We start from the raw sequence: 26323 nt of genomic DNA, 5'->3' as shown, positions 1-26323 counted from the left end.
CATGTCCGACCCCGACGCCTATATCGCGCTGATCAGCAGCCTGCCGGGGTCCGAACGGTTGTTTGTCGCCAAACAGCCGCCTTTGTCGCGCTTGCGGCTGGATCGGCGTCTGACGGCACTGACGCCCGAGGATGCGCATGTGCTGAAGGTGTTGGAGCACGCTCTGAACTGGAGCGATTACGGTATGGACGTCACCGACGCACAGGCCATTCACCGCTGCAAACAGGCGCTGGGCGACATCCCGCAACCGACCCTGCGCAAGCTGCTCATGGAACGGATGGACCTGCGCACGGCAGTTGCCGCGCTGCGCCTGCGAAAGCGCGGCGGCAACCCGCCTGCCGCCAGCTACGGCATAGGACGCGGGAGCCGCCACATCCCCGCCAATTGGACCGATCCAGGCTTTCGGCTTAAGGGGGCGATGCCGTGGATCAAGGAGGCGCAACAGCTATTGGGTGCCGACGACCCGCTGGGGCTGGAACGGTTGCTGTTGTCGGTCAGCCACAAACAATTGAAACGGCACGCCGCCCGCCACCTGTTCGATTTCGAAGCAGTGGCGATTTACGTGCTGATCTGGAACATTTTCGACCGCTGGGCGCAAAGCAACGCGCAGGACGCGGCCACGCGATTTGAACATCTGGCGCAGCAGGCCATGTCCGGTGCTGCCGCGATAGACTTTGACGGAGCAAGCACATGACAGCCCCAACCCCCGCCATGCAGACCGCCACTGCCCGCGTTGTCTCGGTACAAGAGGGGCTGGTGCAGATTCAGGCCAACCACGATGCAGCGGGGCAGCCCGGACAGCTGGTCAAGAACGAGGTGGTCTTTATCCTGCCCACACGCCTCGGTCCCGGCGGCCGTCAGGAACGCCTGAAGGCCGAGGTTCTGCGCGTGCGCGGCGCCACCGCAGATGTGCAAGTTTATGAGAGCACAGACGGCGTGGCTGTGGGCGACCCGGTCGAGCAATCGGGGCAGCTGCTGTCGGTCGAACTGGGGCCGGGCCTGCTGGGGCAGGTGTTTGACGGACTGCAATCGCCCTTGCCAAAGGTCGCGGCCGAATATGGCACGTTTTTGCCGCGCGGCGCGGATGTTGCGCCGCTGGATGGTCAGGCCAAGTGGTCGTTTACCCCGTCGGTCAAGGTGGGTGATACTGTCACCGCAGGGGACAGCATCGGAACCGTGCCCGAGGGGCATTTCACCCACAAAATCATGCTGCCCTTCAATTGGGTGGGCGATTACAGGGTTGTCTGGGTTCAGAAAGGCGCGGCCTCGATCCACGATATCGTGGCGCGGTTAGAGGATGAGCAGGGCGGTGAGCATACGCTGACCCTTGTGCAGAAATGGCCGGTGCGGCGGCCTTTGCCCGAAAGCATCCTGAAGCGTACCCTGTCTGAAAGGTTGTATCCGACCGAACCGGTTCTGACGTCGCAGCGCCTGATTGACACTTTCTTTCCGATTGCACGCGGAGGAACCGCCTGTATCCCCGGCCCGTTCGGGGCGGGAAAGACCGTTTTGCAGAACCTGATCGCCCGGAACGCCAAGGTTGATATCGTCATCGTCGTGGCCTGTGGCGAACGCGCGGGCGAAGTTGTTGAGACGATCTCGGAATTCCCGAAAATGACCGATCCGGCCACGGGCGGCAGCCTGATGGATCGTACGATCATCATCTGCAACACGTCCTCAATGCCCGTCGCCGCGCGTGAAGCGTCGATTTTTACCGGCATCACGCTGGGCGAATACTATCGTCAGATGGGATATGACGTGCTGCTGATCGCCGACAGCACCAGCCGCTGGGCGCAAGCCATGCGCGAGACCTCGGGCAAGCTGGAGGAAATCCCCGGAGAAGAGGGGTTCCCGGCCTATCTGGAAAGCTCGATCAAGGGGCTGTACGAACGGGCGGGGGTGCTGAAAACCAACGATGGCGATCAGGGCAGCCTGACCCTGATCGGCACTGTTTCACCTGCGGGCGGCAATTTTGATGAACCTGTGACGCAATCGACCTTGTCTACCGTCAAGTGTTTCCTCGGCCTGTCTTCGGAACGGGCGTACAAGCGGTTTTATCCTGCGGTTGACCCGATGCTCAGCTGGTCGCGCTATCTGGATCAACTGTCCGACTGGTACGACAAGAACGCTGAACCCGGCTGGACCGGCAAGGTTCGTGATCTGCTGGCGCTGATCGAAAAGGGCGAACAGGTCGATCAGATGATGCAGGTCACGGGTGAAGAGGGTGTTACCATCGAAGACTTCGTGACCCAACAAAAGGCGCTGTTCGTGGATATGGTTTATTTGCAGCAGGACGCCTTTGACAAGGTGGACGCGACCGTGCCGCTGGACCGTCAAAAGATGACCTTCAAGCTGATTTATGATGTGACCCGGTCAACAACGGACTTCACTGACAAGGCCGAAGTGCGGCAGGTGTTCACCCAGCTTACCGGTTTGGTGAAGAACTTTCACTATGCCGCAGAAAACACGCCGGAATTCAAATCGGCCTGGGAACAGATTCAGGATCTGTGCCGCGACAAGTTCGGTGTCTGAGAGGGGTAAGTGGTAGCCCGTAGGGGAATCGAACCCCTCTTTCCAGGTTGAAAACCTGGCGTCCTAACCGATAGACGAACGGGCCATTTGGGAATGGCGCAAGCACAAGTGGTAGCCCGTAGGGGAATCGAACCCCTCTTTCCAGGTTGAAAACCTGGCGTCCTAACCGATAGACGAACGGGCCACGTTGGCTTGTGGAGGGCCTTTTACGGTTTCACTGGAACCCCCGCAAGCCGAAAAACGCAAGCCTGTGAAACTTTTTTTCCGAACCCGAAATCGGGATCAATTTGCCTCGGCCGCGTCTTCAAGCCTCAGCTGCACGCTTTGCCGTCCGCCCCATGTGTTGACCTCAAGCCGACCGGCGAAATGAAAGCGTGCGCCGCCGTGATTGGACAACCTTTCGCCCATCGGGTCGTCAAAGGCACCAAAGGCGATGGCATCCAGACCGCCGCCCACCCCGTCAGCCAGCGACAGCTTTAGATGAGATTCGCCGACACGCTTGGCGAACCGGACCTGCAGATCGGGCAAAGCATACCGCGGGGCAGGGGCGCTGGCACCAAACGGTCCGGCTTTTTCGATCTGCTCAATCAGATCGACAGAGGCTGCGCCGGGCATCAGGGTGCCGTCCAGCTTCAGGTCGGCCGGGCCACCTTCGCCCGCACCCTGTTTGGCCAGCAACGCGCTGAGGCGCGCCATGGCGGGTTCCAGCTGATCGCGCATCACGGTCAAACCGGCGGCCATCTTGTGACCGCCGCCTTTGACCAGCAACCCTTCGGCCGCCAACCGCTGAATCGAAGCGCCCAGATCAACGCCGGATATCGACCGGCCGGACCCTTTCCCTTCGTCTCCGTCAAAACCGATGACAATCGCGGGGCGGTTTGCGGTTTCTTTCAGGCGCGAGGCAACGATGCCCACAACGCCGGGATGCCAGCCTTCGCCCGCCGCCCAAACCAGGGGTGCGTCCAGCCCGCGTTCTTCGGCCTGTTCCAGCGCGGCGGCGCGAACGGCACTTTCGATATCACGGCGTTCGGTGTTCAACTCGTCCAGCCGTTGCGACAGCGCTTCGGCCTCAGTAATCGAATCGGTGCTAAGCAGCCGCGCGCCCAGATCCGCCTGACCAATCCGCCCACCGGCATTGACGCGGGGGCCAAGCATAAAGCCCAGATGGTAGCTGTTTGGTGCCGAATCCATGCGCGCCACATCCGACAGGGCAACCAGACCGGGGCGTTGCCTTTGGGCCATGACCTTCAGTCCTTGCCGCACCAATGCCCGGTTCACCCCGATCAGGGGGGCCACATCCGCGACGGTTGCCAGCGCAACCAGATCCAGCAGGCCGATCAGGTCAGGGCCTTTTACGCCAGCTTCACGCAGTTGACGCCCGGCTTCGACCAGCATCAGAAAGACAACCCCGGCGGCGCAGAGATAGCTAAGATCGCCGCTTTCGTCCTGCCGGTTCGGGTTCACGACTGCGGTGCAGTCGGGCAGGGTCTCTCCGCCCAGGTGGTGGTCCAGAACGATCACATCCGCACCCTGCGCCGCAGCAATCGGTTCGTGGCTGAGCGTGCCGCAGTCCACGCAGATGATCAGGTCATGATCCCTGGCCAACGCCTGCATGGCTGGAACATTGGGGCCATAGCCTTCGTCGATCCTGTCGGGCACGTATAGGGTGGCCTGCACCCCCATCTGCCGCAACCAAACCAGTAAAAGCGCCGCCGAGCTGCCGCCGTCCACGTCATAATCGGCAAAGACCGCAATCCGTTGTTTATGTTTGACCGCGGACAGGAACCGGGATGCGGCTGTTTCCATGTCTTTCAGGGTTCGCGGGTCAGGCAGCAGTTCTTTCAGCTTGGGGTCCAGAAAACCCGGAACCTCGATCGCGGGCACGCCGCGCCGCGCCAGCACCTGACAGACTGCCATGGGCAGGCGGGTCTGTTGCACAAGCATTTCGGTCGCCCGTTCAACCTCGGCCGCAGGGCCGACCCAGCGCCGTCCGGACAATGAATGTTCGACCCCAAGAAAGCTCATGACCTGTCCCTTATATGCTAAGGCCGGACCCTTTCGGACCCGGCCTCACTATTCCTATGGTTACCCTCGGCCGTGGCCAAGGTGCAAGCCATCACTCATTGTCATGTGACCACATCGGTGTGCGGTAAGACATCCGGCGCACCGATCCGGTTTTCGAGCGCATCAGCAGGGTCGTCGTCTCGACCCAGCCCGGCTCGCGCTTGATGCGCGGCAGCAGGGAACCGCCAGTCACGCCAGTCGCGGCAAAGATCACATCCGCAGTCACCATCTCATCGCGGTCATAAACGCGGTCCAGATCGGTGATGCCCGCCTTGGCGGCACGTCCACGTTCGTCATCGTTGCGGAACAACAGGCGACCAAAGATCTGCCCGCCCATGCATTTCAGGGCTGCGGCGGCCAATACACCCTCGGGTGCGCCGCCCTGGCCCATATACATGTCGATCCCGGTCTCTTCGCTTTCAGCGCAGTGCATGACACCGGCAACGTCACCATCGGTAATCAGACGGATCGAGGCACCGGTTTCGCGAACCTCGGCGATCATCGCCTCGTGGCGGGGACGTTCCAGAATGCAGACGGTAATGTCGGCTGGCGCGCAGCCTTTGGCCTTGGCCAGTGCCTCGACGCGTTCACGCGGGCTCATGTCCAGATTGACGACGCCTTCGGGAAAGCCCGGGCCAACGGCCAGCTTGTCCATGTAGACATCCGGCGCATGCAGCATCGAACCGCGCGGCCCCATGGCGATCACGGTCAGCGCGTTGGGCATGTCCTTGGCGGTCAGGGTTGTACCCTCAAGCGGGTCCAGCGCGATGTCCACGCCCGGACCGCTGCCGGTGCCGACCTCTTCGCCGATAAACAGCATCGGCGCCTCGTCACGTTCACCTTCACCGATCACAACGACACCCGAGATGTCCAGCAGGTTCAGCTGTTCGCGCATGGCGTTTACGGCTGCCTGATCAGCGGCTTTTTCGTCGCCACGCCCAACCAGCGAGGCCGAGGCAAGCGCAGCTTGTTCCGCCACCCGCGCAAGGCCCAGAGACAGCAGGCGGTCGTTGAAATCAATCTTGGCAGCACTCATTTTCGGTTTCCTCAGATCAGTAAAGGCGTTTTATCGGGCATAACCTGCGTTTTATGCAGGCCGCAAGGGTCAAACCTCTTCTATCCGCAATGCAACGGGTTCGCCGGACACGACATCGGTCTCACGAAGACCATCCAGAGCGGTATCCAGCGTGGCGCGGGTGGTCTTATGCGTAACGATCAGAACAGGTGCGGTGCTTTCCGAATGGCCATACTGCCGCATCCGGTCAATTGAGACGCCGGCATCGCCCAGAATCGCAGCGACCTTTGCCATCGCACCGGGTTTGTCGAGCAATGCAAGACGCAGATAATAAGGTGCCGGAAGCCCCGTAATCGCGGGGGCCAGATCCTGCAAAGTTGTTGCGGGGCGACCAAAGGTCGGGATTTGCAGCCCGCGCGCCAGATCGCAGACATCGCCCATCACGGCGCTGGCCGTGGGGCCTTCGCCCGCGCCGGGGCCGCGCAGAACAACCTGTTCGACCGCGTCGCCTTCGACCACCACCATGTTCGTGCCGCCCTCTAACTGTCCCAGGGGTGAGGCACTGGGCACCAGACACGGCTGCATCCGTTGCTCAAGCCCGCGCGGGGTACGTTGGGCGACGCCCAGCAGTTTGATACGGTATCCCATGTCAGCGGCCTGATGGATGTCGTCCAGGCTGATATGCTGAATACCTTCAATCGCGATGCCGTCGAAATTCGGTTTTGTGCCGAAAGCGATCGAAGACAGCAGCGCCAGCTTGTGCGCCGCGTCGATGCCGCCAACGTCGAGATTCGGGTCAGCCTCAAGATAACCAAGCTGGGCGCATTCCTCGAACAGGGCGTTATACCCCAATTCCTGCGATTGCATCCGGGTCAGGATATAGTTGCAGGTGCCGTTCATCACGCCCATGACGCGGGTGATCTCGTTGCCTGCCAACCCTTCGGTCAGGGATTTGATGATCGGGATGCCCCCGGCAACAGCGGCTTCAAAGCGGATCACGCGTCCTGTGGACTCGGCCTGTTCTGCCAGGTTCTGACCATGGATAGCCAAAAGCGCCTTGTTCGCGGTGACGACATCCTTGCCACTGGCCAGGGCCGCCTCGACCGCGTCCTTGGCCGGGCCATCCTCACCACCCATCAGTTCGACGAAAACGTCGATATCGTCGCGCTTGGCCAAAGCGACCGGATCCGTTTCCCAGGCATAGCCGGACAGATTCACGCCGCGATCCTTGTTCGCGTCCCGCGCAGATACGGCGACGATTTCAATCGGTCTGCCCGTGCGGGCCTGCAACAGGTCCGAATGGCGGCGAACGATCTTCACCACACCCACACCAACTGTTCCCAAGCCCGCAATTCCCAGCCGCAGCGCCTGTGTCATCCCGTGGGTTCCTTTCCGCTCGAAATTCTATGGTTTCGGGTCGTTTGCCCGTTCATCGCTGCCTTAGCGGGTTCAGCGCTGGGGTGCAATGCGTCGCGGGCCGAGGCCGATTGCAATCCGTTGGGATCAGTTGATTTCCGCCTTTTGCAGTTCAGCCGCTTTTTTCTGCAGCTGTTCGCTCCGGGCAGTAAGGTCTTCTTCGACCTCAATCGCTTCGGCTGTTGGGTTGGCGGGCGGGCCGAGGTTTTCCTGCAACGGGATAAGCTTTGGGAAACGCGCCGAGTTTATGTTCGGCGGTTCGCGACCTTCCAGTTCCGGGAAGTTCGTGCATCCGGCGCAGGCCAGTATCAAGATCAGCAAAGGCAGGGGTTTCATGGCGAACCCTTTTCGTGTCAATTGCACCCGTGATGCACCTTTTGCAGCAGTCGTTCAAGCGGGGTTCTATCTGAACGTCCGTTCAGTTACGCTGGACCCATGGCTCGTACACAAGGTTCCCATTCCGATATCACTGGCCCGCGCATCCGGCAGGCGGCGTTGGCATTGTTCGCCCGCCATGGCTATGCCGCCGTATCCATGCGTCAGATCGCGACCGAAGTCGGGGTGCAGGCGGGGGCGCTGTATAACTACACGCCTGACAAGCAAAGTTTGCTGTACCGGTTGATGCATGAACATATGCAGGAACTGCTGTTGGCTTATGACCAACTGGAGCCCACCGAAAACGCGCAGGACGCGTTGCGCTGTTTTGTCGGATTTCATATCCGATACCATCTGCAACGTCCTGACGAAGTATTCATCGCCTATATGGAACTGCGCAACCTGACGCCCGAAAACTTTGCGGAAATCGAAGCTTTGCGCCGCAAATACGAAAACTCGCTTGAGGCGATCCTGCGCGATGGGCGCAGGGCGGGCGTCTTTGACATTGCCGACACCAAGATCGCAACCCTGGCGGTTATCGCGATGTTGAATGGGGTGATGACCTGGTACCGCAGCGGGGGCCGGTTGTCTCTGGATGAGGTCGAGCAAGCCTATTGGGACATGGTCCGCCGTTCCGTGTCGAGCTGAGGCTTCCGGCTAGCGTTTCAATGCGCCGGGCGGATAAACGAACCGTTTCGCAATTCCTGAAAGGCCTGTTCCAGCTCGGCACGGGTGTTCATGACGATCGGGCCATGCCAAGCGACAGGTTCGTCAATCGGAGCGCCAGAGATCAACAGAAACCGTACGCCATGCGGGCCAGCCTGAACCGTGATTTCATCGCCCGTTCCGAACCGCACCAAGGTTCGGTCACCTGACATATCACGAATGTTGACCTCTTGCCCGGCGATTTCCTTTTCCAAAAGAACCCCGGTGGGTTGGGACGCATCGGCAAAGGCAGCCTGTCCCTGAAACACATAGGCGAACGTGCGGCGGTAAGTATCAATGCGAAAGGTCTTTTTGACGCCTGCCGGGATATGAATATCCAAATATTGCGGGTCGGCCGCGATCCCGTCGACCGGGCCGGTCTTGCCCCAGAACTCACCGACAATCACGCGCACTGTGGTGCCGTCGTCGTCAGTAACCTGAGGAATTTCCTGGCTTTGGACGTCCTGATAGCGCGGTGCCGTCATCTTTTGGTCTGAGGGCAGATTGCCCCACAACTGAAAGCCATGCATCTGGCCAGAGTTATTGCCCTGCGGCATTTCCTGATGCAAAATCCCTGACCCTGCGGTCATCCATTGAACATCGCCTGCGCCTAATGTGCCGCTGTTGCCCAGTGAATCCGAATGTGTGACCGATCCTGCCAGAACATAGGTAATCGTCTCAATCCCGCGGTGGGGATGCCAGGGGAAACCGGCCTGAAAATCCTGCGGCCGCTCATTCCGGAAGTCGTCAAACAGCAAAAACGGATCGAGCTCGGACGGGTCCTGAAACCCGAACGCGCGGTGCAGTTTGACGCCGGCACCCTCAAGTGTTGGTACAGACTTTCGGGTTTCCAAAACCGGTCTTATGGACATGGCGGCCTCCTGACAGTTGGGGGATCATGTAACCTGTGCACGAGCTGCGTCAATTCGCAGGGAAGAACGGAAAATGTGCAAAAATCAACAATGGCTGCCTGCCTCTGTCAATCGTGATGCAAAGAAGCTAAACCCAAAGAAAAGAGCAGGGGACACACATGCAACAAGAAGTTCTGGCCACCGTCAAAGCATCCACACCCAGACGCTGGACGGGTGTCGGGATGTTGGGCGTTGTGGGCGCGCTGGTGGTTTATGTAGCGGTAGCTGCGCCGCCAGAACCAGCCTGGCAGGTGTTCTTGCTTGTGGTTGGGATCGCTGCATTTTGGCTGGCGCACCGGATGTGGCACGCGACCAGCGACTGGATTGAACTGACCGATACCGAACTTAGAACCGGGGCAGGGCAGGTGATTGCCCTGGTTCAGGATATCGAGGGCGTTGAACGGGGCGCTTTTGCCTTTAAGCCGTCCAACGGATTTCTTGTGAAGACACGGTCCAAAGGCGCAAACAGTTGGGCGCCCGGTCTATGGTGGCGATTGGGCCACCGCATCGGCATAGGCGGCATGACCGCCGCAGCCGAAACCAAATTCATGTCCGAAATCTTGTCAGTGATGATTGCTGACAGGTCTTAAACTACAGGTCCGAAGCTACTTCGTTGATAAAGCGTGGGCGAGTGAACACAGAATTTATAAAGACGTGATCACCTAGCAACCACCCTGTCCATAGTGCATCGAATTTCGGCACGTACAGGTTTGCCGTTTCGACAACGATCAGAGTATCCTGGGGTGGCATCGGCGGCATGACCTCGGCCACCGAAACTAAAGTTATGTTCCAGGTGCTACACCCACTGCTGGAACATCCTGTTGACAGAAATGCGTAGAATCGGGCCCCTTGACTATTGGAACAAAACGCGGCCGCGTGAAAATGAAGTTGTTGAAAGTGCGATCACTGTTCAGCCAATTGGTGTTCAGCAATGGAACATATTCTTTCGACGTTTCAACAATGATCATAGTGTCCAGATCTGCCATTTCTGGAAGCCTTTCAATCAAAGGTTCGAGGTTGGCGTCCGTCCAGTTGCTCTCGAACCCGCAAGTTGTCGACCACTCAACTCTATAGCGCTCTTCTGTTCCCGCATCTTCATCTGCGGCTATGTACTGGATCACCGACAACCGCATTCTTAGCGGCGAATTGTTGCGTACCATTCGATTGAATATCAAATACATGGATTCCGCATAGGTATCGGTAACGGCATCCTCACCCTCACGTGAAATCAGGTCACTTACAGTGTACGCAGCTTTCAGGTTCGCGGTACTTTCGAGAAAACCATCAAAATACGTATATGTAAGCGTGACAGTCCATACGAGGAGAGGGAAAATTATTGCCGTCTCCACAGACAGGTTACCGTTCTCATTGCCCGCAAATGTGCCAAGCAGGCGACGGGTACGTGAAGTAAGACGCGTCATTTTAAGGCTCCTGAACAAAGGTAGTCGTCGCCGTAAGAGTGATCAGACCATCATCGCCTGACACAGACCGCCCCATTGCCGTCGTAGGGAAAAGTGGATCGAACTTTGCGCAGGCACGCATTATCATCAGTGCGTTGGATCCACCGTTTTGGAACTTGGTAACAGGCTGAACCTCTTCCGCTCTGTCAACGCAGGTGGGCTCGGCCGGAAAATTCATATTACCACGCGGATCCTGAACAATCATCTCCAATAGCAGGTTGTCAGAGCAGGCCCGCATCACAACCATTTCATCGCAGATGGCGTCCTTGATGGTGTCATGCTTTGTATCTTCCAAATTAATGCCAAGGCGAATATCACGCACGACCAAATCCATGGAGCGATCCAGCATCGCTTTCTGAATCGTGACCAACGAGTATTCGATGACGCCCAAAATGAAGAATATGTACAAAGGGAACAATATGACGAACTCGACGGTCAACGAACCGTCCTCAGTTCGTTTGAACCTAACCACTTTTCCCAGAGCTTTGCGGATCATTGTGTCAGTCTCAACTGTTTGATTGAAACGGCAATGACGTCAAAAACTTGTGAAAGCGATAGGTTATTGTCGCCCAGAGTACCGCCTTCGTTCACTTTGAAATAGAAACCGTCGCCGCTGGAGCAGTTTTTGATAACTGTTGCACCTGCTTCCGGCGCTTCGAAAGCAATGCCATAGACATCAACATTCTTAGCCTTGATCGCGCCGCAAATATCATTCACCCGCGTGTTTTTGGTTCCGCTGCCAATCGTAGTGAAGGCATTATTGTACCAGTCTCGAGTGCGTTGAAAAAGAAAGGCATAATTATACTCGGCGTTCCAGTCCAGGTTCACACGATTCCACAGTTCCGGGTAAGTCAGGCGTACAGATTCACCTTCTTCATTAAAGGGTTCCGAGTGCCCCCTTGTTCCGCGTCGAGTATAGAGATACTCGGGTGGATTTTCCGAGATTTGAACACTGTACTCACCGGAGCGCCTAAGCCTGCCACCGCAGTTATATTTAATCCATAATCCGGCGTCCCAGTCATAATACTCGCGACAGTTCCAATAGTTCTTTTCATAACTTGTGTTGGGATTGTACCAAACATCTGACAATCCATCGCGCAAGTTCTCGTCCAACACCCAGTTGCTGGTATTTTGCCCGTCCGTCATGACAATCATGATCTTTTTGACATTGGATTCATATAGCAAAGGGCGATTGCCAAAAGCTGCCGGAACAACCTTCTTGGGTTCGTTTCCATCCGCGTCTAAGCCGGTGGTCGGATCGATTACTAAGCTTGCGTTGGCGTTCTGATTGGACAATTTTCTTATTACGGGCTGGAACTGGGGATCCAGCAGCGCCGCACCCCATTTGACTCCGATGTCAATCGACGTATTGCCGCCGGCGGTCATGGCGTTGATCTGGTCGTGCAGGTCCGAGACGATGTTGGTCAAAGGCGTGATGGAACTGCCAACTCGGGTAGTGCAAACTGAAGAGGTGTGGGCTTCTCGATCGTATCGGTCACCTTTGCCAAAGGGGTCGAAATGCGCCGTGCGATTGAGGGTTTTGTTCGGATCGATCCCGGGTTCTTTGAATTGGTCTTCGACATCGGTGTCCGCAAAATCCACGCAATGGGAATAGCTATGTTCGGTCGTAACCCCCGGCATATGGTCCAGAATGTTCGCGCCAGCGTTCACCTGGTTGTTGTAAGGTACGATTGATATGGAAATCTTGTCCGGGTCTTCTCCAAGATAGATCGTATTCACGAATTGTATGGCGGCCTCCTGAAGAGCCTTCATTTTCGTTTTACCTGGCGTTGCAGATGCGCGACCCATCGAGCCGGAGATATCCAGAACCAACGCGATTTCGAGCGACCCAATGGACTCTTCCGCGACGCTTGTGACTGAAGCCGTCAGTGTGGGGTATCCGAAAAACCACATGAAGTGCGTATTGACGTCGACTTTAGCCTTTGCGGTAACTTTTCTTGATCCAATGGTCGGATTATCAAAAACGTCAGGTTCTTCCGTAAGTTTGCCGCGGACGTCGGATTTCTCAATGTAAGATATGACCACTTCCTTGGGGGGGAGTGTCTGTTTAACATTCGCCGCAGCAAGAACCGCACGGTCCAGCGTACCCTGGAGGCTCGTCCTGTCGCGCTCAAAGTTCATTATGTCCACGCCGATACCGGCTGTGGCCAATATGAGGACAAACCCAAGGACTACAAAGATTGTGAACACCCCACCGTCTTCGTCCCGGTTGAACGCACGGGCCATGCGGATCGCATTCTCAAATCTCTTAGTGCCGCTAACAAATACGCGCTTTACCATAATGCAGACCTCGCTGAGCAGACATCCAACGCTGCTAAGGAAAAGTTAACGTTTGAAAATTAACGGTGAAACGTGGCGGGAATTAGGCGGAAAAGCCTCGGATTTGGCCCCTTTGCAGGCAAATGAGGGATAATTTGGCGGCGTCTCCCATCTCTGTTCACGTCCAAGAGACAGTTTCGATCAGGTTGGCGGGTATTTGCGACTCGGCGTGTTCAACTGGTGGTAAGATATTTTTTCGGATTTTATTTCTGCTTAAATATTGATCGTTTACCTGTAGGGTGCGACAAAACGCCAGAACGCACGTCGTTCGTTGGCACGGAGGATTAAATGACGGCCATACAAGAACCCAGCTTTCGCGAGAGTGTAGATCTTATGTTCAACAGGGCGGCGTCCCTGATGGATCTTCCCCCGGGGCTTGAGGAAAAAATCCGGGTCTGTAACGCCACCTACACCGTCCGATTCGGCGTGCGGTTGCGTGGTGATATCCATACGTTCACCGGTTATCGCTCGGTGCATTCCGAACATATGGAACCGGTGAAAGGCGGAATACGCTATGCCACGGCGGTCAATCAGGACGAGGTTGAAGCCCTTGCCGCGCTGATGACCTACAAATGCGCGCTGGTTGAAACGCCGTTTGGCGGCTCCAAGGGTGGGCTTTGTATTGACCCGCGGCAATACGAAGAGCACGAGTTGGAACAGATCACCCGGCGCTTTGCCTATGAGCTGGCCAAGCGTGATCTGATCAACCCGTCGCAAAACGTGCCGGCCCCGGATATGGGCACGGGCGAGCGTGAGATGGCCTGGATGGCCGATCAATACGCGCGTATGAACACCACCGATATCAACGCGCGTGCCTGTGTGACGGGCAAGCCGTTGAATGCCGGTGGCATCGCCGGACGTGTCGAGGCGACGGGCAGGGGTATCCAATACGCCCTGCGCGAATTCTTTCGGCACCCTGAAGACATTCAAAAGGCTGGCTTGTCCGGAAAGCTGGATGGCAAGCGTATCGTGGTGCAGGGCCTTGGCAACGTGGGATACCACGCGGCAAAGTTCCTGAGCGAGGAAGACGGCGCCAAGATCATCGGGATTATCGAATGGGATGGGGCGCTTTTTAACCCTGAAGGGATAGACGTCGAATCCGTTCGCCAATGGATCGTGAAGCATGGCGGCGTTAGCAATTACCCGGATGCCACGCACTCGGCCGAGGGGTCTGCGGTGCTGGAAGCGGAATGTGACATCCTTGTTCCGGCGGCTTTGGAAGGGGTAATCAACCTGGCCAACGCAGACCGGATCAAGGCCCCGCTGATCATCGAGGCGGCAAATGGCCCTGTGACGGCTGGCGCGGATGAGATTCTTCGCAAGAAGGGGGTCGTGATCATTCCGGATATGTATGCCAATGCCGGTGGTGTGACCGTATCGTATTTCGAGTGGGTCAAAAATCTGAGCCATATCCGCTTTGGCCGGATGCAGCGCCGCCAGGAAGAGGCGCGCCATGAGCTGATCGTCAGCGAGCTGGAGCGTCTTGACCGCTATCTTGGCGGTGCATGGTCGATGTCGCCCAACTTTAAGGCCAAGTACCTTAAGGGCGCAGATGAGCTGGAGCTGGTGCGTTCCGGTCTCGATGACACGATGCGCGTTGCCTATCAGTCGATGCGTGAGGTCTGGCATGGCCGGGCCGATGTCGGGGATCTGCGGACAGCGGCTTACATTGTGGCGATTGACCGGGTGTCGAAAAGCTATCGCGCCAAGGGTCTGTGATCATCTGCGGGGGCGGCGGGGCAATGCCCGGCCGCCTCTGTCTGGGCGATGGGTGCCCACGACAGAATCTGCGCCTGTCAAAACGGTAATGGCGGGTAACGCCAGTGACGGGTAAACTGCTGCGAACGAAATGATTCCGGGAGTTCCCCATGTTGCGTATCGCCCTTGCCCTTGCCGTTCTGGCCACCCCATTGGCTGCGGCTGAGACCAAAGAGCAAAGCTGTCAGTATCAGGCCGATGTTGTTGCGGCGATCCAAAAGGCCCGTCTGGACCGAGTGAAGGAGCGCGACGTGCCAAAGGCTGTCGTCGACGCGGGGCCCACGTGGCCCGAGAACTACAACGCCGCCATCCCGCTGATCGCACCCTGGGTGTACGAGCAAAAGATGCGCAACGTGCGTAAAAAAGACCTGGGCGCGGCTTGGCTAGAGCTGTGCCTGCAGCAATAATCCACAGCGCGTTCATTTCTTTGTGGACAACCCCGTGCCATCCCCTTGGCGCGGGGTTCCGTTTCTGCCAAGTTTGACGCATGTCACTGCCCCCTGGATTTCTGGATGAATTGCGTACCCGGCTGAGCCTGTCTCAAGTCGTCGGGCGCAAGGTCATGTGGGATGCGCGCAAGTCCAATCAGGGTAAGGGCGACATGTGGGCGCCATGCCCGTTTCACCACGAAAAGACTGCGTCCTTTCACGTCGATGACCAAAAAGGGTTCTATTACTGCTTTGGCTGTCATGCCAAGGGCGACGCGATCGGCTTTGTGAAAGAGACCGAGAATGTCTCGTTCATCGAGGCGGTCGAAATTCTGGCGCGCGAGGCCGGGATGCCGATGCCCGCGCGCGATCCCAAGGCGCAGGAGAAACAGGACCGGCGCGCGCAATTGGCCGAGGTCATGGAGCAGGCGGTGCAGTTCTTTCGCCTGCAACTCAAGACTGGTGCAGGCAGCGCGGCGCGCGATTATCTGACCCGCCGTGGGCTGGACGCACAGGCGCTGGAGCGTTGGGAGATCGGCTTTGCCCCCGACGGCTGGCAGGCCCTGTGGGATCATCTGCGTGGCAAGAATGTGGCCGAAGAACTGATCCTTGGGGCAGGGCTGGCGAAACCGTCGAACAAGGGTAAAAAACCTTATGACACCTTCCGCAACCGGATTATGTACCCGATCCGTGACCCACGCGGGCGGTGTATCGCCTTTGGCGGCCGGGCGATGGACCCCAACGACAACGCGAAATACCTGAACTCGCCCGAGACTGAATTGTTCGACAAGGGCCGCAGTCTTTATAATCAGGGTCCGGCCCGTCAGGCAGCGGGCAAGGGGCAGCCTTTGATCGTGGCAGAAGGGTATATGGATGTGATCGCGCTGGCTGAGGCCGGGTTCGGTGCGTCCGTCGCGCCCTTGGGGACCGCGATCACAGAACATCAGTTGCAGCTTCTGTGGCGCATTTCTAACGAACCGATTATCGCACTGGATGGTGACACGGCCGGCCTGCGTGCTGCGATGCGCGCCGTGGATCTGGCGCTGCCTTTGCTCGAGGCCGGGAAATCCCTGCGCTTTGCCCTGATGCCCGAGGGCAAAGACCCCGATGACCTGCTGCGAGCCGAAGGGGCAGGTGCCGTGCAGGCGGTTTTGGACGGCGCCATTCCGATGGTCAAGCTGCTGTGGCAGCGCGAAACCGAAGGCAAGGTTTTTGACAGCCCCGAACGCAAGGCTGCGTTGGACAAGATCCTCAAGGACAAGATCAAGCTGATCCGTGATCCGTCAATCCGGTCTCATTACGGGCAGGAGATCAAGGACCTGCGATGGCAGTTGTTCCGGCCTCAGCGTCAACCGCAGAACCGACCTTGGCAACCGCGTGGCAAGTGGCAGCCGCCCAAGATGCCCGCTACCCCCGGCGCGCGCGCCTCGTTTCTGGCATCGTCCGAGAACGCCGACATCCGTATGCGCGAGGCGGCTATTCTGGCTATTTCGGCGTTGAACCCTCAGGTCGTGGTGCAGTTCGAGCATCAACTTGAGGAAATGGAGTGTCACGATCCCGACCATGCGGATTTGCGCCGGGTCATTTTGCGTCACGCGATCGACGACCCCGAGAACCTGAAAGACCATATTGCGGAAACTTTGGGACCCGAGGCCCTTGAAAACCTGCTGGCCCTTCGCCATGTCGCAGTGATCCCCTGTGTGTTCAAACCGGGCGACGTTGAAAAGGCCGAGATGACGCTGGCCGAAGAACTCGCGAAAATCAAAGCGCTCCGGGGGTTGGATGCCGAGATTGCTGAAGCTGAGGAGGAGCTGTCCGATCTGGCCGATGAGGCGCTGACATATCGGCTGGCGCAAGCCGCTGAAGAGCGCAACCGTACGAGCCGCAGCCAGAACGAGGACAAGGCCGTTTTCGATGTCGCCGACAACGGCGCGCGAATCAGTCGGGACGAGAAAGACGCGTTCAAAGCGATCATGTCTGGTATCAATTTCGAACGAAAACGCCGGTAAAGTGGTGTTTTCGTAAGGCACTGGAAAAGAAAAACAGGTAAACGGGTGGCCGAATCACTTCTACGCGCTAATGATTCGGCTGTAACGAATCACCCATCCCTGCAGGAGCATTGAATGGCCGCCAAGGATACCAACGAAGACCGCAAATCCGACGAGCAGGAACAGGAAATCTCGCTGGATATGAGCCAGGCCCAGGTCAAGAAGATGATCGCCGAGGCCCGCGAAAAAGGTTACATCACCTACGATCAACTTAATCAGGTGCTGCCGCCTGATCAGGTCAGCTCGGAACAGATCGAGGATGTGATGTCGATGTTGTCCGAGATGGGCATCAACATCATCGAGGATGAAGAAGCCGAGGAAGAAGAAAACAAGGGTTCGACCGATCTGGTGACCACCGACAGCAACCGTGAGGTGACGCTGGCGGGATCGCAGACCGAGAAATTGGACCGGACCGACGACCCCGTGCGCATGTATCTGCGCGAAATGGGCAGCGTCGAACTGCTGAGCCGCGAGGGCGAGATCGCCATCGCCAAGCGGATCGAGGCTGGTCGAAACACCATGATCCTGGGGCTGTGCGAAAGCCCGCTGACCTTCCAGGCGATCACCATCTGGCACGACGAACTGCTGAGTGAAGACATTCTGCTGCGCGATGTCATTGATCTGGAAACCACCTTTGGCAACCAGTTGGATGAAGAGGGTGGCGTCGAAGAGCCGGTCGTTGACGCATCGGCAGTGCAGGCCGCCAAACCCGTAAAAGAGGATTCCGGCCCGGAATTGGATGCGGACGGAAATCCGATTGCCAGCGACGACGATGACGATGAAGACGATCAGGCCAATATGTCCCTGGCCGCGATGGAAGCTGCGCTGAAAGATCAGGTTCTGACCACGTTGGAGCGGATCTCGACCGACTTCTCGATGCTGTCGGAAATGCAGGACAGCCGGATTTCGGCGACGCTGAACGAGGATGGATCGTTCAGCGAGCAGGACGAGGCGACCTATCAGAAGCTGCGCGCCGAGATTGTCGAACTGGTGAATGGGCTGCATCTGCACAACAACCGGATCGAAGCGCTGATTGACCAGTTGTATGGCATCAACCGCCGCATCATGGCGCTGGACAGCGCGATGGTGAAACTGGCGGATCAGGCCCGCATCAACCGCCGTGAGTTCATTGAGGCCTATCGTGGCCGCGAACTGGACCCGAACTGGCTGACCGAGATGGGCGAAAAGCCGGGCCGGGGCTGGCAGATGTTCATCGAACGCTCGACCGACAAGGTCGAGGAACTGCGCAACGACATGGCCCAGGTTGGTCAGTATGTCGGTCTGGACATCCCCGAATTCCGCCGCATCGTGCAGCAGGTTCAAAAGGGTGAGAAAGAGGCGCGGCAGGCCAAGAAGGAAATGGTCGAAGCCAACCTGCGTCTGGTGATCTCAATCGCCAAAAAGTACACGAACCGTGGCCTGCAATTCCTTGATCTTATTCAGGAAGGTAACATCGGTCTGATGAAGGCGGTGGACAAGTTCGAATACCGCCGCGGGTACAAGTTCTCGACCTATGCGACATGGTGGATTCGTCAGGCGATCACGCGGTCCATCGCGGATCAGGCGCGTACCATCCGTATTCCGGTGCATATGATCGAAACGATCAACAAGCTGGTTCGGACCGGTCGTCAGATGCTGCATGAAATCGGCCGCGAACCGACACCGGAAGAACTGGCCGAAAAGTTGCAGATGCCGCTTGAGAAGGTTCGCAAGGTGATGAAGATCGCCAAAGAGCCGATCAGCCTTGAAACACCGATCGGTGATGAGGAAGACAGCCAACTGGGCGATTTCATCGAGGACAAGAATGCCGTGCTGCCGTTGGACAGTGCCATTCAGGAAAACCTCAAGGAAACCACGACCCGCGTGCTTGCCTCGCTCACGCCGCGTGAAGAACGGGTTCTGCGGATGCGTTTTGGCATCGGCATGAACACCGATCACACGCTGGAAGAGGTTGGTCAGCAGTTCAGCGTGACCCGCGAACGTATCCGGCAGATCGAAGCGAAAGCGCTGCGTAAGCTTAAACATCCCAGCCGGTCGCGAAAGCTGCGGTCCTTCCTGGACCAGTAAGTTCAAAGGCGCCTCGGTCGAGGCGCCTTTTTTCTTTGCCTGAACGTTTGGGACTATCACGTTGTCCGATTTACCGAACAATTTGGCGAGAACTCGCAAGGCTTGGGGCCTCGGTACTTCTAAATCCCTGATGTCCACTCATGGGACAGGCCGGGGCGAGGCTAAGCCGCTGACGACCCCCGGCTGCTGCCTGTCTCAAGAGGGTCGCTGAAAATCCAACCGGCTTTTGAACGCGCTGGGTGCCTGACCTGTCCAACGTTTGAATGCGGTGGAAAACGCGGGTTGGTCCGCATATCCCAGAGAATAGGCAACCTCGGACAGCGGCATTCCGTTGGTGATGAAGGTTTGCGCCAGATCGCATCTCAGGTCTTCTACGATCTCGCGATAGCTTGTGCCTTCGTCTTTAAGTCGTCGGGCAAAGGTTCTGGGGCTCATGCCCAGATTGGCGGCTGCTTCATCGGCGTGGATGATCGTACCCGGCATTGACCGCGTGATAAGACCTTCGACCTGCGCGCGCAGTCGTTGCTTGGGTGAGTGTTTCTCGGCCAGGACGTGTTCGCCGTATTCCAGCAGGTGTTCCCGCAATTGCGAGTCGTAGGTCGGAACAGGCAGATCGAGTGTTGACGGGGCCAGCACGATTTCCAACCTCTCGGCCCCGAATACAACGGGAAACCCAGCCAGTTTCTGAAACTTTTTGCTGTTCTGGCCAACTTCGTGCTGAAAGCGCATTTCAATCGGATAAAAGTTCGATTGCGTCAGGCTTCTCATGCGGGCCAGACCGGCGAAGATCAGAAATTCGGTGCGCCGGTGAAAACGGGCAAATCCGGCATCTTTCCATTCCGCTTCTATTGTGACGAAGTTTCCAGCGAGGCGCAGGGTAAAGGAAATGGCGGGATCAATGATCCCGTGAAACCGCGAGGTGTTCTCGATCACCTGTTTCAAGTCACGTGAATACTTGCTGATATACGCGGTCAGGCTAGAGGATGACTTGAATTGCATCCCGGTTTGCGCCGCAAAAGTGATGTCGCCCAAGGCATCGCAGGCGTAACGCACGAACAGGGCCTCTTGCTGGGCGTTGCAAACCGTTGCCGGTGGGGCGATGGCCTCTCGGCTCAGATCGCATTTCTCAAGTATGCGATCGGACAAGCAGGGATCGTTCGCCTGTTGATCAAGCGATTTGGTCAGCAACTGGATGCGGGCGATATCGACGTCCATGCTCTGTTTTTAGAGCATGTCTGGAATGTTTGCACGTCTTCCCAACTGGTCCGTGGTCTGGGTATGGGCGTCACCGCGGTTCTGATCCTGGCTGAATAGCCAAATCATCGAATGCCGGTGTTTCGCGTTCGGCTATGGCCAGGGCGCGACCTGGTTGCGCCTGACATCTGTTCACGTAAAGCAAGGCGCGGATTGAATTGATTGTGAACCGCCTTTGTCCGGCATCAGGGTAAACTATGTCGATAATCATCTGGTAATAGGAAAGAGTATGGTTATGAAAAAGATAGTGACATGTGCAGCCCTGGCCGCAATCACGCTAAGCGTCCCGATGACGGCGTCTGCCGCCCGGTACGGTTTTCAGACGGTTGCGGTGAACAACTCGGTTTTTGAGGTGATCCCTCGGTCCCGCCGGGACGCGGACGGATACTGGTGTGCTGCCGCTGATTTTGCGCGCAGAACATTGGGCGCGGGATGGCAGCAGCCGATCTATGTCGTGCGCGGCTACGGCCCAAGCGAGGCCACCGGACGTCGGACCGCTGTTCAGTTCTCGATTACACCGCCCAAAGGTGTTGATCTGAACAACAATACGATATCTGTTGGTTTCAAAGCGGGGCAAAGCAGATCCGTGCAAAGTGCAAATGGCCTGTGCAACCGCCGTCAGATTTTTGACTGATAGAGGCTTGAAATCGCATTCTACAGACCGAGTTAATAATTTCGACGCATGGCCCCGGGTTGTATGAAATCACCTCGGACGTGCGAAACTGGCTCAACTCGGTCGAATGCGATGGGTTGCTGACGCTGTTCGTGCGCCACACGTCATGTTCGTTGGTCATTCAGGAAAACGCGGATCCCGAAGTGCGAACAGACATGCGCGCCTTTTTTGATCGGCTGGTGCCGCCCTCTGATCATCCATCAATGGCGTATTTGCGGCACACGTATGAAGGCCCTGACGATATGCCCGCCCATATCAAGGCGGCTTTGTTACCTGTTTCCCTTACAATTCCGGTTACATCCGGCCAACTTGCGCTGGGGATGTGGCAAGGTATCTATCTGTTTGAACATCGCACCGCGGCGCATACGCGGCGGGTTGCGGCACATTTTGCCTGACCCTTTATCTTGCGGTGTAAAATTCCGACTACCCAAATCCTAGCGGCTGCCCTATAGTTGTGGATAAGTAAGCCAAAGCGCTTACAAAAAGTGGCCGAACCAGGGACGAGGAGACGGCGGATGCGCTGCCCGTTTTGCGGAAATATCGACACTCAGGTCAAAGATTCACGCCCGGCAGAGGATCACGTCGCGATCCGCAGGCGTCGGTTTTGCCCAGCTTGCGGTGGACGCTTTACCACCTATGAACGCGTGCAACTGCGCGATCTGGTGGTGATCAAAACCAATGGCAAACGCGAGGATTTCGACCGCGACAAGCTTGAACGCTCGATCCGGATTTCGATGCAGAAACGCCCCATTGATCCTGAACGTATTGATCAGATGATCTCTGGCATCGTACGGCGCCTGGAAAGCATGGGTGAGACCGATATCCCGTCCAGCAAGATTGGCGAGATCGTCATGGAAGCTCTGGCGCGGATTGACACCGTGGCTTATGTTCGCTTTGCGAGTGTGTACAAGAATTTCCAGGCGGCCGATGATTTCGAGGAGTTTGTCCACGAACTGCGCCCGCCGCAGCCTTCGACGGACGAGTGAGCGAAACCGATAAGCGATATATGGCGCTGGCTTTGTCATTGGGTCAGCGCGGACAGGGCACCTGTTGGCCCAACCCTTCCGTCGGGTGCGTGATCGTACGTGGCGGTCGGATTGTCGGGCGCGGCTGGACCCAACCCGGTGGCCGCCCACACGCCGAGACCGAGGCGTTGGCGCAAGCCGGCGAGGCCGCGCGCGGTGCCACGGCCTATGTCTCGCTGGAACCCTGTGCCCATCATGGCCAAACCCCCCCCTGCGCCGAGGCGCTGATTGCGGCTGGCGTGTCCCGGGTTGTTTCTGCAATCGAAGACAGCGATCCACGCGTGGCCGGGCAGGGATTTGACCTGTTAAAAAAGGCCGGGATTGATGTCACAACGGGCATATTGGCTGAACAGGCAACCCATGATCACGCAGGCTTTTTCCTTAAAACCGAGCAGGGCCGCCCCTTTGTAACCCTCAAACTCGCCAGCAGCTTTGACGGGCGAATTGCCACGGCCAGCGGGCATAGCCAATGGATCACCGGACCCAAGGCGCGGCGCGCGGTACACGCGATGCGCGCGCGACATGACGCGGTGATGATCGGGGCGGGAACTGCACGCGCTGATGATCCCTCTCTGACGGTGCGCGATCTTGGGATCGAGGCGCAGCCCGTCAGGGTGGTCGTCTCGCGCCATCTGGATATCCCGCTGATGGGTCAATTGGCGCGCAGTGCCGCCGAGATACCGGTTTGGCTGTGCCATGGCCCGTCGCCCGACCCCGAACGCGCACGCGCGTGGGAGGGGCTGGGCGCACGATTGATCCCCTGCGCATTGCAGGATCATCAGATTGATGCTGCTGACCTGTTGCAGCAACTGGGCCAAATCGGGCTGACGCGCGTGTTCTGCGAAGGTGGTTCGGCGTTGGCGGCGTCCTTGCTGGCCCAGGATCTTGTGGACGAGTTGGTGGGCTTTAGCGCCGGTCTGACGATTGGCGCAGAAGGGCTATCCGCCATCGGTGCCCTGAAGTTGGACAATCTGGATACTGCCCCCCGGTTTGATCTGATCGAAACCCGGGCCTTCGGGCCGGATGTTTTGCACCGTTGGGCACGCGCCCTGCGTTAACGCCACAGATGCGCATAGGTGGCGAACACACCCTGTAGCTTGGACAACAGACGCACAGATGGGCCACCCGTGCGATCATACCCCTCACTCAGACGGTGCAAGACAACTTCGACCGGGCAGGGCAGGCCGGTCACCGGGTCCAGATACCGGGGATAGTCAATCAGGCTTGCATGAACCAACCCCAACAGGGGTGGGCGTGCGCCGCGGCGCGCGGGCACGGTGCCAAGGTCCTGTGTCAGACCCCAACCGGCGTAGAATGGCGCGCCAAGCGTTGTGACGCGGACATCGCGCAGCAGGGCCTCGAACCCAAGCAGAGAGGTCATGGTCCAGACCTCCTGCACTTGCGACAACAGTGCAGCAGGGTCGGTGTTGGTGGCGATGACGTCCGCAAGCCCTTCGTCTTCGATCACGCCGTCCCGCAGCCCTGCCTCGACATCGGGGTGCGGTTTATAGATCAGGATCGCATCCGGGTTGGCCTGTCGCGCCGAGCGCAAAAGATCCAGGTTGGTGCGCACGCCGCTGGTTCCCAACCGGATCGAGGCATCGTCTTCGACCTGACCGGGGACCAGAATGCGGTGCCCCTCGGGCAAAGCTGGGGGTGCCTCGCCGGTGTTGTATTTGCTGAGACCGTTTGCGGTAATTTGCGCGATCAGCCGCTCGGCCCGCAACGCCTGATCCGGGCGCAGATGTTCGCGGGCGGCGATCAACCCTTCTAGCTGGCTGGGATGTGTCGGATCGTAATAGATGCCCAGATCGTCCGTTGCCAGCGAAAGGGCAGGAACCAACTGCGCGCCCAGACCGGCTGACCGCAGAAACCCATCCTCGACCCTGACGGCGTTTTCAGCATCGCGCGCGTGGCTGGCCCACACCATATGTGGGCGGTCCGGGAAAGCAGGGGGCGCAGCGGTGAAGCGTATCTTTTTCTCGCGTCCGAACATGCGCTGCAAATGCTTGCGTTTCCAAAGCCGCATCCCGGACGCGGTCCAGCCCTTGTGATCCTGCCGCCATGCGCGCGTCTGCGCCTCAAGCGTGTCAAGCAGGGTTTCGAATTCACACAGTTGATCCCGGTATGGATCGTACCAGGTCGGATACAGAATCATGGCGGCGGCAAACAACTGCGCCCGCGTCAGGTTTCGCTGACGGCGGGGGAAATGGTGTTCGTCCTGCGTCAGGCCCCAGCCCGCATAAAAAGGCTGGCCGAATACGCGCGGCTTGTGTCCCGCCAGGATCGCCTCGAACCCCAGTTGCGAGGAAAGGGTATAGACTGCAATGGCACCGTCCAGAACAGACCAGGGGCTGATTTGTTGATCCAATATGGAAACGCGGTCCGACAGGTCCTGATCCGAGAAGTAGCCGGTGCGATGGCCGGCAATGGTTTCGGGGTGCGTCTTGATCAATATGCGCGCGCCGGGGTTTTCCTCTTGCGCGACAGCCAGCATTTCGCGGAAACGGGCCTGATCGCCTGCGCTGGCGATCACGGCTGCGTCGTCGCGTGCCTGATCCACCACCAGTACATATCCCGGGTCCGGCGGCGGCAGCTTGGGGTCATAGGCCGAGTATTTGCTGAGGTGCATTTCTCGTACTCGTTCGATCCCACCACGCGCCCGGTCAAGCAGCGCAGTGTTGTCCAGCGGATGCGTGACCAGCAGGTTTTCAAGGTCTGATGGCTGCGCGGCATCGAAATGCAGCCCCGACCGATCCAGAAGCAGGCCCAACGGGGCCTCACCATTCCGTCCGGGATGTAACGAACGGAGGAACGCGTCTTCTACCCTGAGAAGCGGAGCGTCGTATTTGGCGGCGATCTTCAGGCCGCGATGGGCTGTCGGGCTATTGCCCCAAACCCCCACCATGTCGCCGTCCTTGGGCAAGCCCAGGCGAACGTCGTAGCCAGATAAGGAAAGAATGCGGCGGATGCGGCGCGCGGTCAGGAATCCGCCGTTATAGACGAACAGCCGGGAACGTGCGGCCCCGGCTGTAGGTTCGGGTTGCATCAGCCACCTGTCAGGGTGGTGACGTTTGCCAGCGGTGTCAGGCCACCCGCGATAAGCGAGACGGATTTGCTCCACTGTGCATAGGGGGCTTCGGTCACATAAATCGTGTCATCGTCGCGAATGACGAAATCGCGCGCGATGAACAGCCCGTTTGGTGCCGTAAGGTTCAGCAGGTAAATCATTCGTTGATCCCCCTGCAGATCGGAACGACCCAGGATATCGCGGGCGATATCCTGTCTTTCATTCCGCAAAATGAAAATTCCGGTCGGGTCAGAGGACAGCGATAGCAGGCCGCCAACCTGGGCCAATGCCTCGAGCGCGGAAAGGTCCTGTGTGTCAAACGCCACGCGGGATTGGCCGCCGGTTGCGCCAAGGGCCACGTAGGACCGGCTGTCCGCTTCGACAAGAATGCGGTCCCCGCCGCGCAGCGCGACATCCAGTTTCGGATTGCGGAACAGGTCTTCGTACCAGACGGTGCCCCGTTCATTGCCGCGGATCAGGGTCACCAGCGCAATGTCCGATCCCACCGAGACGCCGCCAGCTTGTGACAACATGCCGGACAATGTGCGTGTCGGCCGCTCAATCGGGTAGATGCCCGGTACGCCAAGGGTTCCTGTCAGCGAGACGGTCGATCCGTCGCCGGCGACGCGGCGCACTTCGACCTGCGGGTCCGGCGTCTGATCCTGAAGTTTGCTGGTAATCAGCGCCCGCAACTGTTCCGGCGTGTTTCCGGCTGCACGAATGCGCCCGGCATAGGGCACGAAGATGAAACCGTCGCTATCCACCTGCACCTGTTCCAATGCCGTGGCAGAGCTCAATTCACCCGACAGCAGCCCGTCATCGACATTTTCCCAGATCGTCATGCCCAGAATGTCACCCGGGCGAACGGTATCCGCAGTCAGGTTCTGTGCGCTGCGGAAGGAAGATGAGAACCCGAATTGCGGGATCGCTGACGCGGCCTTTGTGACCCGGTCATCGACTTCGACAACATAGGCATTGCCGCCGTTTTCAACGGACCCGGCCAAAATTTCATTTTTGTTGGGGCCTGACTTGGGAAGCTGGCACGCGGCCAGCAGGCCAAGGGCGGCCACAAGGGACATCCCTTGTATCCATCGGGTGGGAAAACGCTGCACTGCCGGGTATCCTCAGTCGTCTTTGTTCTGGTCTTTTGTTCGCCGCAGGTTACCCGGTTCGCGGGGCGAC

General features: G+C 58.2%; 23 protein-coding genes and 2 tRNA genes. 12 read left to right on the top strand and 13 right to left on the bottom strand.

What is annotated here, in order from left to right; all coding sequences use genetic code 11:
* Window position 1 precedes the first annotated feature (1 nt).
* Both JT51_RS03165 and JT51_RS03160 read left to right on the top strand, forming a co-directional pair.
* Window positions 2-694, top strand: a complete 693-nt coding sequence (locus JT51_RS03165) for a hypothetical protein (RefSeq protein ID WP_037307708.1) — start codon at window positions 2-4, stop codon at window positions 692-694.
* A complete protein-coding gene (locus JT51_RS03160) occupies window positions 691-2532 on the top strand; it encodes a V-type ATP synthase subunit A (protein ID WP_051927395.1) in 1842 nt (613 codons plus the stop codon). The genes JT51_RS03165 and JT51_RS03160 overlap by 4 nt, the downstream gene beginning before the upstream one ends.
* A gap of 10 nt (window positions 2533-2542) precedes the next feature.
* Here the strand turns inward: JT51_RS03160 and JT51_RS03155 are convergent.
* The 6 genes from JT51_RS03155 to JT51_RS03130 form a co-directional block, all read right to left on the bottom strand.
* A tRNA-Glu gene (locus JT51_RS03155) sits at window positions 2543-2617 on the bottom strand.
* A gap of 24 nt (window positions 2618-2641) precedes the next feature.
* Window positions 2642-2716 (bottom strand) — tRNA-Glu (locus tag JT51_RS03150).
* 98 nt (window positions 2717-2814) lie between these two features.
* Window positions 2815-4557 carry a single-stranded-DNA-specific exonuclease RecJ gene (gene recJ / locus JT51_RS03145; RefSeq protein ID WP_037307706.1) on the bottom strand — a complete coding sequence of 581 codons (1743 nt, stop codon included), beginning with the start codon at window positions 4555-4557 and terminating at the stop codon, window positions 2815-2817.
* Between the two features lie 91 nt (window positions 4558-4648).
* Entirely contained in the window at window positions 4649-5632 is a 984-nt protein-coding gene (glpX, locus tag JT51_RS03140) for a class II fructose-bisphosphatase (protein WP_037307704.1), read from the bottom strand.
* A gap of 69 nt (window positions 5633-5701) precedes the next feature.
* Window positions 5702-6988 carry a homoserine dehydrogenase gene (locus tag JT51_RS03135; protein ID WP_037307703.1) on the bottom strand — a complete coding sequence of 429 codons (1287 nt, stop codon included), beginning with the start codon at window positions 6986-6988 and terminating at the stop codon, window positions 5702-5704.
* A gap of 126 nt (window positions 6989-7114) precedes the next feature.
* On the bottom strand, window positions 7115-7363 hold the full coding sequence (locus JT51_RS03130) for a hypothetical protein (RefSeq protein ID WP_037307702.1): 249 nt from the start codon (window positions 7361-7363) through the stop codon (window positions 7115-7117).
* Window positions 7364-7462: 99 nt separating this feature from the next.
* On the opposite strand from JT51_RS03130, the gene JT51_RS03125 reads away from it, so the two are divergent.
* Window positions 7463-8050 carry a TetR/AcrR family transcriptional regulator gene (locus JT51_RS03125; protein ID WP_037307701.1) on the top strand — a complete coding sequence of 196 codons (588 nt, stop codon included), beginning with the start codon at window positions 7463-7465 and terminating at the stop codon, window positions 8048-8050.
* A gap of 17 nt (window positions 8051-8067) precedes the next feature.
* Here the strand turns inward: JT51_RS03125 and JT51_RS03120 are convergent, their stop codons facing one another.
* Window positions 8068-8979 (bottom strand): pirin family protein, encoded by a 912-nt coding sequence (locus JT51_RS03120; RefSeq protein ID WP_037307700.1) that lies wholly within the window; start codon window positions 8977-8979, stop codon window positions 8068-8070.
* 158 nt (window positions 8980-9137) lie between these two features.
* Between JT51_RS03120 and JT51_RS03115 the strand changes: the two genes are divergently transcribed.
* Window positions 9138-9608, top strand: coding sequence for a hypothetical protein (locus tag JT51_RS03115; protein ID WP_037307699.1), 471 nt, complete (start codon window positions 9138-9140; stop codon window positions 9606-9608).
* A gap of 192 nt (window positions 9609-9800) precedes the next feature.
* Here JT51_RS03115 and JT51_RS03110 read toward each other — a convergent pair whose 3' ends face one another.
* Genes JT51_RS03110 through JT51_RS03100 form a run of 3 tightly spaced genes read right to left on the bottom strand, consistent with a single transcriptional unit; the run spans window position 9801 to window position 12779 of the window.
* Complete coding sequence (locus JT51_RS03110) at window positions 9801-10439, bottom strand: TadE/TadG family type IV pilus assembly protein (protein ID WP_051927394.1); 639 nt, start codon at window positions 10437-10439, stop codon at window positions 9801-9803.
* 1 nt (window position 10440) lies between these two features.
* Window positions 10441-10917 carry a TadE/TadG family type IV pilus assembly protein gene (locus tag JT51_RS03105; protein WP_160175159.1) on the bottom strand — a complete coding sequence of 159 codons (477 nt, stop codon included), beginning with the start codon at window positions 10915-10917 and terminating at the stop codon, window positions 10441-10443.
* 53 nt (window positions 10918-10970) lie between these two features.
* The gene (locus tag JT51_RS03100; RefSeq protein WP_037307686.1) at window positions 10971-12779 is read right to left on the bottom strand and encodes a TadE/TadG family type IV pilus assembly protein; all 1809 of its coding nucleotides are present in this window, start codon (window positions 12777-12779) and stop codon (window positions 10971-10973) included.
* 327 nt (window positions 12780-13106) lie between these two features.
* Between JT51_RS03100 and JT51_RS03095 the strand changes: the two genes are divergently transcribed.
* From JT51_RS03095 to rpoD, 4 genes are all read left to right on the top strand, one after another.
* Window positions 13107-14537 (top strand): Glu/Leu/Phe/Val family dehydrogenase, encoded by a 1431-nt coding sequence (locus JT51_RS03095; RefSeq protein ID WP_037307684.1) that lies wholly within the window; start codon window positions 13107-13109, stop codon window positions 14535-14537.
* A 149-nt stretch (window positions 14538-14686) separates the two neighbouring features.
* Complete coding sequence (locus JT51_RS03090; RefSeq protein WP_037307682.1) at window positions 14687-14983, top strand: hypothetical protein; 297 nt, start codon at window positions 14687-14689, stop codon at window positions 14981-14983.
* An 80-nt stretch (window positions 14984-15063) separates the two neighbouring features.
* Window positions 15064-17013 carry a DNA primase gene (dnaG, locus tag JT51_RS03085; protein ID WP_037307680.1) on the top strand — a complete coding sequence of 650 codons (1950 nt, stop codon included), beginning with the start codon at window positions 15064-15066 and terminating at the stop codon, window positions 17011-17013.
* Window positions 17014-17127: 114 nt separating this feature from the next.
* Window positions 17128-19119, top strand: a complete 1992-nt coding sequence (rpoD, locus tag JT51_RS03080) for an RNA polymerase sigma factor RpoD (RefSeq protein ID WP_037307678.1) — start codon at window positions 17128-17130, stop codon at window positions 19117-19119.
* Between the two features lie 195 nt (window positions 19120-19314).
* On the opposite strand, the gene JT51_RS03075 is transcribed toward rpoD, so the two are convergent.
* Entirely contained in the window at window positions 19315-20334 is a 1020-nt protein-coding gene (locus JT51_RS03075; RefSeq protein WP_037307677.1) for a helix-turn-helix domain-containing protein, read from the bottom strand.
* Between the two features lie 274 nt (window positions 20335-20608).
* Between JT51_RS03075 and JT51_RS03070 the strand changes: the two genes are divergently transcribed.
* From JT51_RS03070 to ribD, 4 genes are all read left to right on the top strand, one after another.
* Window positions 20609-21007: a hypothetical protein gene (locus JT51_RS03070; protein WP_037309371.1), complete on the top strand. Its 399-nt coding sequence runs from the start codon at window positions 20609-20611 to the stop codon at window positions 21005-21007.
* Between the two features lie 17 nt (window positions 21008-21024).
* A complete protein-coding gene (locus JT51_RS03065; protein WP_037307674.1) occupies window positions 21025-21441 on the top strand; it encodes a secondary thiamine-phosphate synthase enzyme YjbQ in 417 nt (138 codons plus the stop codon).
* A 120-nt stretch (window positions 21442-21561) separates the two neighbouring features.
* Window positions 21562-22032, top strand: coding sequence for a transcriptional regulator NrdR (gene nrdR, locus JT51_RS03060; protein ID WP_037307671.1), 471 nt, complete (start codon window positions 21562-21564; stop codon window positions 22030-22032).
* On the top strand, window positions 22029-23129 hold the full coding sequence (ribD, locus tag JT51_RS03055) for a bifunctional diaminohydroxyphosphoribosylaminopyrimidine deaminase/5-amino-6-(5-phosphoribosylamino)uracil reductase RibD (RefSeq protein WP_081894583.1): 1101 nt from the start codon (window positions 22029-22031) through the stop codon (window positions 23127-23129). The genes nrdR and ribD overlap by 4 nt, the downstream gene beginning before the upstream one ends.
* Here ribD and JT51_RS03050 read toward each other — a convergent pair.
* Both JT51_RS03050 and JT51_RS03045 read right to left on the bottom strand, forming a co-directional pair.
* Window positions 23126-25120: a capsular polysaccharide biosynthesis protein gene (locus JT51_RS03050; RefSeq protein ID WP_037307667.1), complete on the bottom strand. Its 1995-nt coding sequence runs from the start codon at window positions 25118-25120 to the stop codon at window positions 23126-23128. The genes ribD and JT51_RS03050 overlap by 4 nt on opposite strands.
* The gene (locus JT51_RS03045) at window positions 25120-26220 is read right to left on the bottom strand and encodes a polysaccharide biosynthesis/export family protein (RefSeq protein ID WP_200876058.1); all 1101 of its coding nucleotides are present in this window, start codon (window positions 26218-26220) and stop codon (window positions 25120-25122) included. Before JT51_RS03045 ends, JT51_RS03050 begins: the two co-directional genes overlap by 1 nt.
* Window positions 26221-26323: the final 103 nt, after the last annotated feature.

Source organism: Ruegeria halocynthiae, from assembly GCF_000743705.1.
In the GTDB taxonomy this organism is placed as follows: domain Bacteria; phylum Pseudomonadota; class Alphaproteobacteria; order Rhodobacterales; family Rhodobacteraceae; genus Ruegeria; species Ruegeria halocynthiae_B.
This window is presented reverse-complemented; position numbering and strand designations above follow the sequence as displayed.